The organism is Chitinophaga sp., assembly GCF_035761305.1.
Classification (GTDB): Bacteria; Bacteroidota; Bacteroidia; order Chitinophagales; family Chitinophagaceae; genus Chitinophaga.
Genome location: NZ_DASTRI010000017.1, coordinates 1 through 8,935 on the forward strand (window position 1 = coordinate 1; position 8,935 = coordinate 8,935).

Here is an 8,935-nt window from a genome sequence, read left to right on the forward strand (position 1 = left end):
AGCTCTACATACTTGCCGATAAGGCCAATGGTCACCTTGGATTTGGGATATTTCAGCTTGTCCAGGAACTCCCGCCACTTACCCAGCTCCGGCTCTTTTTCAACCGGGAGGTTCAGCTTTTTAAGGCAGATCACGTCCAGCTTTTCCCGCATCATTTCCAGGGGTACTTCGTATATGGTGCCTACGTCGTTGGCTTCTATTACCGCATCTACCTGCACATTACAGAACAGGGCTATCTTCTTTTTCAGGTCGCGGTACATCGGCTCTTCGGTGCGGCATACAATAATATCGGGGTGCACGCCATTTTCGCTCAGCAGCCTTACAGAGTGCTGGGTGGGCTTGGTTTTCAGCTCTTTGGCAGCGCGCAGGTAGGGGATCAGCGTAAGGTGTATTACCAGGCAATCCTCCTCCCCTAATTCCCATTGCAGCTGGCGTACCGCCTCTACATACGGCAGGGACTCAATATCCCCTACAGTGCCGCCCAGCTCTGTGATCACAATATCATATTTGCCGTCCTTACCCAGCAGCAGGATGCGGCGTTTAATCTCATCTGTAATATGGGGAATCACCTGTACGGTTTTGCCCAGGTAAGCCCCTTCTCTCTCTTTATTAATAACGGTCTGGTAAATACGGCCGGTGGTAACATTATTGGCCTGCGAGGTGGGCGTGTTCAGGAAACGCTCATAATGGCCCAGGTCCAGGTCGGTTTCGGCGCCATCTTCAGTTACATAACATTCCCCATGCTCATAAGGGTTCAACGTACCGGGATCCACATTAATATAAGGATCAAACTTCTGAATAGTCACCCTGAAGCCGCGCGCCTGCAATAGTTTAGCCAGCGAGGCGGCTATAATTCCTTTACCCAATGAGGAAGTAACACCTCCCGTAACGAAGATATATTTTGCCATAAAAACTAAGTTCTGAAAAGATTCCCTGACCTAAAGAGGAAGTGCTTTGTTTGGTGTAACCTGTACCTGTCTGTCAAGTAGAATTACTTCCGAAGGTCAGGCAAAGTTAACACAAAATTTTTATGAACCTTTCAACCCTGCCCGGATTCCCCCCATTAATTATCCAGAATGTGTGAATTACCCCCTGGAATTTTGCTAAGTTTGCGGTCCGATAAATTGCTATGACTATAACTGCCAAACATTCCCAGGAGTCGGTGATACGGATGACGGAGCTGGTATTACCCAATGATACCAATACTTTCGGCAACCTGATGGGGGGCCGCCTGATGTACTGGATGGATATTGCCGCGGCCCTTGCCTGCATGAAGCATTGCAGCGCCCCGGTGGTAACTGCCTCTGTGGATAACATTTCCTTTGAAACGCCCATTAAGCTGGGCAATGTGGTGCATATTGAGGCCCGGGTAAGCCGCGCCTTTACCACCTCTATGGAGGTACATATGCGGGTATGGGGCGAAGACCCGGTACAGCAATACCGTTATAAGTCTAATGAAGCCTTTATGACCTTTGTGGCACTGGACCCCAACGGCAAATCGCGCCCGGTGCCGGCCATTATACCCGATACGGAGGAAGAAAAGCGGCTGTACGACGGCGCCCTGCGCAGGCGGCAGCTGCGCCTGATATTAAGCGGCAAAATGAAACCGGAGGACGCCGATGAGCTAAAGGCGCTGTTCTTTGAGAAAGCGGCCAAATAAAGGCCAAGGCCTATACCTGCCCCTCCCACTCCCGGTAAAACTGCTCCAGGAACTGTTCCATAAAACGATGCCTTTCTTCTGCCAGCGCTTTGGCTGTGGCCGTGTTCATACGGTCTTTCAACAGCAGCAGCTTTTCATAAAAATGATTAATGGTAGGGGCCATGCTCTGCTTGTACTGCTCTTTAGTCATAGTGAGGTTAGGCATTACAGCAGGGTCGTACATAGGCCGGTTCTTAAAACCGCCGTAATTAAAGGTACGGGCAATACCAATAGCGCCTAAAGCATCCAGCCGGTCGGCGTCCTGCACTACGGCCAGCTCCTGTGACCAGAACTCGGGGCGGTGATTGCCTCCCTTAAAGGAAATGTGCCGGATAATGTTCACCACATGCTGCACTACAGGCTCGGGCGCATCAACAGACAGGAGAAAGGCGCGCGCCTTTTCAGGCCCTACCGTTTCATCGCCATTATGGAATTTGGAATCTGCAATGTCGTGCAGCAGGGCTCCCAATTCTACTACCAGCATGTCTACATTTTCTTTGGAACCAATATGCCTGGCCAGCTGCCAAACCCTTTGAATGTGCCACCAGTCGTGTCCACCTTCGGCATGGGTCAACTCCTTTTTTACATAGGTTACGGTGGGGTTTATAAGTTGTGTCGATAAAGTTGTTTCAATCATACGCACTAAATACACTTGTTCAGTATAAATATACGGAATTTCAAGATGTGTTACTTGTAGATAACACAATTATAACACCTTTACCGGGGCCCCTTTCGGGCCCGGTAGAAGGTAATTGTAGGGAAGCGGGAATCCTGGTTGATAAATGGATTTGTGTATAACAAACAGTAATTTTTTTATTGGAGCTAATCTGTTGGCGCGGCATAGGGCGAAGCCCTGGTGGCTTGCCAACCGTTAAGTCGAACCCCGCCTATGACCGCTACTATCTTTATGTCAAAAAAAATAATACTTTAAATGACCGATGGAGCGCAGAACCGGAGGCCCTGCCTCCATCGGTTGGTTTTATGACTTTGTCTTTTGCGTAACCCCCAGGAACAGCTCTTAATAAAGCACTCGAATTAATAGCCGTTCATAATTGTATCATAAAAATACAGATACAAGTTGAATTTTTCGACTGTTTTGACAAAAAATATATACATATATTTATTTATAATATAAATAATAATTCCCCGGAAAACTTTTATAAAATAGTTTAAACTTATGTTTATCAATAACATAATTAAACCAAGGCATCACGTTAATTATTTTATGATTATTACAGCGGGCATATTTTAATTACATTATAATAATAAATATTCAATAAATACTTACACAATCACGCCGCTAACATCACTTGTTAAACTGAAAATGTTACCCGCTGCGGTTGAAGATGAAGTTTAAGCTAAGGACGGGGCATGCATATTTTGTGGCAGTGCCCATACAACTACCGAAGCCGGTTAGTATAATTAAAGGCAATTGGCAAGCATCTATCTAAGCGGGTGGTTTGACCTTGAATAATTTTATGGTGCTGACAGCCTGCGGGGGAGATATTGCAGGAAGTTAGATTGAATTTGCCCGGATATAAAGGAGCGTGTAACTGTTATTCAGGGGGTTTTATGCTTTTCCTGCACCAGCACATCGGTGATTTTATTCAGCTGTTTTACCTTTTCGGCAAAATCGCCTTTCAGGCGCTCGCGTATTACCTGCAGCTTGTTCAGCACTTCATCCAGGGTATCAGGTATGGCTTCCTGCAACACCTGTTTCAGCCGTTTGGCTACAGTGGGTGATTTACCGTTGGTGGAAATAGCGATCTTCAGGTTACCCTTCTGTACAATGGAGCCCAGGTAAAAATCGCATAGCTCAGGGGTATCGGCTACATTAATGAGCACTTTGCTGCACTTGGCTTTTTCCCAAATGGTACGGTTAAGGTCGTGATCGTTGGTGGCGGCTATTACCAGGCTTTTACCCAGCAGGTCGCCGCAGGAAAATTCTTTTTGTACAAGGGTGATGGTGGGGTGTTGGTGGGCCAGTGTTTCCACTTCAGGTAAAAACCAGGTAGCTACCACGGTAATATTGGCATCGGGGCAGTTCTGCAGCATGGCATTCAGCTTTTCATGGCCAATATTGCCGCCGCCAACCACCAGCACCTGCAGGCGGTTAAGCTTAAAAAATACCGGGAACAAATGGTTTTCTTCCATTGCCTGAAGTTAATGCACTTTCACATCTCTACATTCACATTATACTGCCATTTTTAATTCAGCAGCCAGTTTTTCCTGCATGGCCTGGAACGCTTCATGAAAGCGTACCACCTCTCCTATCACAATAACAGCGGGGTTACGCAGCTCATGGCTGGCAGCTATCTGCGCCAGGTTGCTTACATTGCCCACGCCCAGTTTCTGGTTAGGCAACGTACCGTTCTGGATAATGGCGGCGGGGGTGCTGCCCTTGCCATGCGCATTATAAATGGCGGCTATTTCCGCTATTTTGCTCATGCCCATAAGTATTACCACCGTAGTGTTGGCCTGTATGGCAAACTGCAGGTCGCGGGAAAGGTTTCCGTGCTGTGTGTTGCCGGTAATTACCCAAAAGCCTTCGCTTACATTACGGGCGGTAACAGGTATTTTATTCATACCGGGCACCGCTACTGCGCTGGACACGCCGGGCACTATTTCTGTTTCAATTCCAAACTGCTGCGCAAAGGCCATTTCCTCCTGCCCGCGGCCAAACACAAAAGAGTCGCCGCCTTTCAAACGCACCACGCTGCCAAAGGTAAGGGCATACTTTACAATCATGCGGTTGATCTCGTCCTGGGAGTATACATGCATACCGGCGCGCTTGCCTACAAAGCGTTTCAGGCAGTTGGCAGGCGCGTGTTCCAGCAGCTCGTTGTTTGACAGCGCATCATATAATATCACTCTCGCCTGCTGTATTACCTTCAGGCCTTTTACGGTGATCAGCTCAGGATCACCAGGGCCTGCACCTACGAGCGTTAATTTCGGAACTATTGGTTGCATATCATCCTCCTTTTAGATCAGTTGTAGTATGGTGAAGGGCGGCTGCCCTTCACCTTTAAATTCATTTATGCATTTGCCGGTACCCCAGCTGCTGCTTCACGGTAGGCCTGGCCTTGTTTGTAGAAGTCAGCTGCCTGCTGATAGTATTGTTTGGCAAAGCTTTCAGCCGGCTCGTGCTCATTGATCTGCAATACCAGCGGCCTGAAACCGCCCTCAATGGCTATTTTACCGGTAGCTACAAAGTGCTTGTCAAAATCGTTCATGATACCGTGCTGCGTGTTACAGCTTACGCCTTCGCCCAACAGCAGGGCTTTGGCCGCCATTATAAAGGCGGAGTAAGCATGGTAAATACCATCTGCATACTGGCCAACAGCCAGCGCATCCGCGCTCCAGGCCAGCTTTTCCTCTGCATCAAACAGCAGGGTGGCTACCAGGTCTATCACCACGCTGGCGCATTCTCCAACGCCAATGGCAGTGGCAAACTTTTTTTCCTGTCCCCAGTCCACAAAATCTTCATCCTGCAGGGCAGCCAGGTCTGACACGGGTTTCAGCAGCTCGTAGAAATAACGCTCGCCCTGGCGGTCGTAATAATCGTTGAACAGCTCATTTTCCTGCCCGTTGGCCTCAAAGTCGCTCAACAGCACACGCAGCACATCAGGACCGCGTTTGCTGGGCACTTTAATTACCTTATCCGCCACCCGGCCCACGCCGTTGCCTACAATGCCGCCGCCCAACAGCACCTGCAGGGCAGGCAACGTTTTACCCGCGCTTTTCAGGGAGCTGCCGTGGAAGCCAATGGAGGCTATACCGTGCTGGCCGCAGGAGTTCATACAGCCGCTGATCTTTATTTTAATGTCTTTATTGTACACCAGGTCGGGGAACTCATCATGTATTACCTGTTCCAGCTTTGCAGCAATACCGGTGCTGCTGCTGATGGCCAGGTTACAGGTATCGGTACCGGGACAGGCGGTAATATCTGCAATGCTGTCAAAACCCGGTTCTGCAAAACCTGCTGTTTCCAGCACGCTGAACACATAGGGTAAATGCGCGGGGCGAATGTACTTCAGCAGCAGGCCCTGGTTGGCTGTTACCCGCACATCGTTGGCAATAACCGGTTCCAGGGCTTTTATCAGCTCGCGGGAAATACCGGTGCTGATATTGCCCAGGGGCACCCGTACATAAGCGGCAAAAAAGCCTTTCTGTTTCTGCTCAAATACGTTGGTGGTTTTCCAGGCTTCGTATTTTTTAGCGTCTTTGATGTTGTAAGCCGGCAGTACTGCGTTTTCATCGGACAGCGCCGGGTTTTCTTCCGCAGCCTCTACCACAAATATTTTTGATTTAAGGGCTTTGTACTCTTCTTTTACCAGTCTTTCAAACTCTTCAAACCCTATTTTCTGGATCAGGAACTTCATCCTGGCTTTATGGCGGCTGGCTCTTTCACCGTAGCGGTCAAATACGCGCAGTACGCTTTCAATATAAGGGATCAGCTGGTCGGCTTCCAGGAACTCAAAAGCAGTATGCGCCAGGTAAGGCTGAGCGCCCAGGCCGCCGCCTACCATTACTTTAAAGCCGCGTACTTCCTTACCGTCTACCTGGCGTACTTTAGGAATTACGCCCACGTCGTGCATGAAAGCCCAGGCAGTATCTTTATCGCTGGAAGAAAAGGCTATTTTGAACTTACGGCCCATGTCCTGGCAAATGGGGTTGCGCAGGAAGTAGCGGAAAGTCGCATCTGTATAAGGAATTACGTTAAATGGCTCATCCGGGTCAATGCCGGCGCGGTCAGATGCCGTAACATTGCGCACGGTATTACCGCAGGCTTCGCGGATGGTGATATCATCCTTATCCAGCTGTGCCCACAGCTCAGGGGTTCTGTCAAGGCTTACAAAGTGTATTTGTATGTCCTGGCGGGTGGTTAGGTGCAGATTGCCGATGGAGTACTCGTCAGATACATCGCAGATGCGGTTCCACTGCTGCAGGGTCATTTTACCGTAGGGTAATTTGATGCGCACCATTTGCACACCTGGCTGGCGCTGGCCATAAATGCCCCGGGCCAGGCGGAGGCTGCGGAATTTCTCTTCCGGTATCTGTCCCTCACGGAACAGCTTTATCTTCTTCTCCAGCTCAATGATGTCCCTTTCTACAACGGGGTTTTCCAGTTCTGTTCTGAAGCTTTGCATGCTGATCTGATTTACGATTTGACGATTGGATTTACAGTCTACCAAAGGGGTGCGTTTAAATACCACCTTTAGCTATGCTTCCCTTACAACCTATAATCCCATAGTTTTAGTAGACTATAACAAAGATAGACAGACAGGCCAGATTCTCAAAACTTTTTTCCCCGAAAAAAAGGCGGAAAGTATAACTATTAATTATGCGTAATAACTACTGGTTATGAGCGGGAGTGCTCCATTTGCGCCATTTCCCAGCCGATAAGCGCCTTTTTGCGGATGGCGCCCCAGTGGTATTGCCCGGGTACGCCCTCCCGGCGTATTACCCGGTGGCAGGGAATAAGCCATGCTATTGGGTTTTGGCCGATGGCGGTGCCTACGGCCCGGGAAGCATCCGGGTTGCCGATGCTGCGGGCTATTTGCTGGTAGGTAGATACTGCCCCGGGCGGAATTTGCAGCAGCGCCTGCCACACCTTTACCTGGAAGTTGGTGCCCTGCACCAGCAGGTGGATTTTCCCGGCCGGCATATTCCCTTCGGGGAACAGCTGCTGCATATAGCCGGCGGTAAAGCCCTGGTGCGGCTCTATGCCGGCAAAGGCCCAACGCTGTTTCAGCTCCTGCAGCACAGCTTCCTCCTGCCCGGGCTCTACAAAGCTCAGCCCGCAAATGCCGCGGGGCGTAACTGCAATAAAGCACCGGCCAAAAGGTGTATCGTGATAGCCATACTGGATGGTAAGGCCCGCGCCGGCATTACGGAACTCGTTGGGCGTTACCGCCTCCATGTTCACAAAAAGGTCATATACCCGCGACTGGCTGGAAAGACCGGCCCATTCTGCCGCTTCAATAAGGTTGGAGGTTGCCTGCAGCTTATCTTTCAGGTAAGCGGTAGTAAGGTATTGCAGAAACTTTTTAGGGCTTACACCGGCCCAGGCCGTAAAAAGGCGCTGAAAATGGAAGGGGCTCAGGTGCACCTGCGCAGCCACGGCATCCAGATCGGGTTGTTCCTTAAAGTTTTCTGTAAGGTAACCGATAGCAGTAGCAATGCGCTCATAGTTCAGTTTGTCTTGTGTTTCCATTGTTTTGCAATTTGTAATATCGCAAAAGTACCGGACATGGAAAGGGCGGGCAACCCGGAAATTGCGGGAAAATGTGCGGATGAGCGGATGTGCAGATGAAGGGGGATGATTGAAGCGGTTGCAGCGGTTTGCAACATGGAGCCGGCAGATTAGCAGATGAGCGCATTATCAACTATCTTTGCGGCGCAAAAAGGCGTACAATTATGGTTAATACGGTGATTTTTGATATGGACGGGCTGCTGATTGATTCTGAACCGCTGTGGGGCAAAGCCATGCGGGAAGTGTTTGCTACTGTAGGTGTGGAGCTAACCCCTGAACTTACTTCCCAAACAACGGGTTTACGCACCGTAGAAGTAGTGGATTACTGGCACGACTACTTTCAATGGAACGGCAAAAGCCGGGAGCAGGTAACCAGCGAGATCATTGACGCTGTTATTGCCAAAATCCTGGCCCAGGGCACTGCCATGGAGGGCCTGCATTACATACTGGATTACTTCCGCACCAAAAACTTTAAGCTGGGACTGGCCTCCTCCTCTCCCATGCGGCTTATCACCTCAGCGCTGGAACACCTGGAAATCACCGGTTACTTTAATGCCATCCGCTCTGCGGAGTTTGAGTCGCACGGCAAGCCGCACCCCGCCGTATACCTGGCCTGCGCCGAAGCGCTGAACAGCCATCCCCTGCATTGCCTGGCGTTTGAAGATTCCGTTACCGGCATGATAGCGGCCAAAGCTGCCCGCATGAAAGTGGTGGTAGTACCGGAAGCGCATAAGCGTAACGACAAACGTTATGCGCTGGCCGACCTGCAGCTGGACTCCCTGCTGGCATTTGGCGATGCGGAGCTGGCGCCGTTTGTGTAATTGGTTGGTTGGCATAATACAATTTCATGAAAACCTTAACGCTCACAGCTACCGTTATTCTGACACTTGGCTTTGGTGTGACATTTAGCCAGCGAAAAGCAACTCTTATTAATAAAATTCGAAACGAATTTAAAGCTATTAATAGCGATACAACTTTTA

The 8,935-nt window shown here is 49.7% G+C and carries 8 protein-coding genes; 2 read left to right on the forward strand and 6 right to left on the reverse strand.

All coding sequences use genetic code 11. The annotated features are described in order from the left end of the window. Window positions 1-908, reverse strand: a 908-nt coding sequence (locus VFS25_RS01860; RefSeq protein ID WP_326460410.1) for a CTP synthase, incomplete at its 3' end; no start/stop codon positions are given. A 221-nt stretch (window positions 909-1,129) separates the two neighbouring features. Between VFS25_RS01860 and VFS25_RS01865 the strand changes: the two genes are divergently transcribed. Further along, window positions 1,130-1,660, forward strand: a complete 531-nt coding sequence (locus VFS25_RS01865; protein ID WP_326460411.1) for an acyl-CoA thioesterase — start codon at window positions 1,130-1,132, stop codon at window positions 1,658-1,660. 10 nt (window positions 1,661-1,670) lie between these two features. Here VFS25_RS01865 and VFS25_RS01870 read toward each other — a convergent pair whose 3' ends face one another. From VFS25_RS01870 to VFS25_RS01890, 5 genes are all read right to left on the reverse strand, one after another. Then, window positions 1,671-2,336, reverse strand: a complete 666-nt coding sequence (locus VFS25_RS01870; RefSeq protein WP_326460412.1) for an HD domain-containing protein — start codon at window positions 2,334-2,336, stop codon at window positions 1,671-1,673. Window positions 2,337-3,259: 923 nt separating this feature from the next. Next, window positions 3,260-3,853: a bifunctional precorrin-2 dehydrogenase/sirohydrochlorin ferrochelatase gene (locus VFS25_RS01875; protein WP_326460413.1), complete on the reverse strand. Its 594-nt coding sequence runs from the start codon at window positions 3,851-3,853 to the stop codon at window positions 3,260-3,262. A gap of 39 nt (window positions 3,854-3,892) precedes the next feature. After that, window positions 3,893-4,669 carry a uroporphyrinogen-III C-methyltransferase gene (gene cobA, locus VFS25_RS01880; RefSeq protein ID WP_326460414.1) on the reverse strand — a complete coding sequence of 259 codons (777 nt, stop codon included), beginning with the start codon at window positions 4,667-4,669 and terminating at the stop codon, window positions 3,893-3,895. A gap of 65 nt (window positions 4,670-4,734) precedes the next feature. Further along, window positions 4,735-6,849: a HEPN domain-containing protein gene (locus VFS25_RS01885; protein ID WP_326460415.1), complete on the reverse strand. Its 2,115-nt coding sequence runs from the start codon at window positions 6,847-6,849 to the stop codon at window positions 4,735-4,737. Between the two features lie 212 nt (window positions 6,850-7,061). Beyond that, a complete protein-coding gene (locus VFS25_RS01890) occupies window positions 7,062-7,916 on the reverse strand; it encodes a methylated-DNA--[protein]-cysteine S-methyltransferase (RefSeq protein WP_326460416.1) in 855 nt (284 codons plus the stop codon). 203 nt (window positions 7,917-8,119) lie between these two features. On the opposite strand from VFS25_RS01890, the gene hxpB reads away from it, so the two are divergent. Then, window positions 8,120-8,776 (forward strand): hexitol phosphatase HxpB, encoded by a 657-nt coding sequence (hxpB, locus tag VFS25_RS01895; RefSeq protein ID WP_326460417.1) that lies wholly within the window; start codon window positions 8,120-8,122, stop codon window positions 8,774-8,776. Window positions 8,777-8,935: the final 159 nt, after the last annotated feature.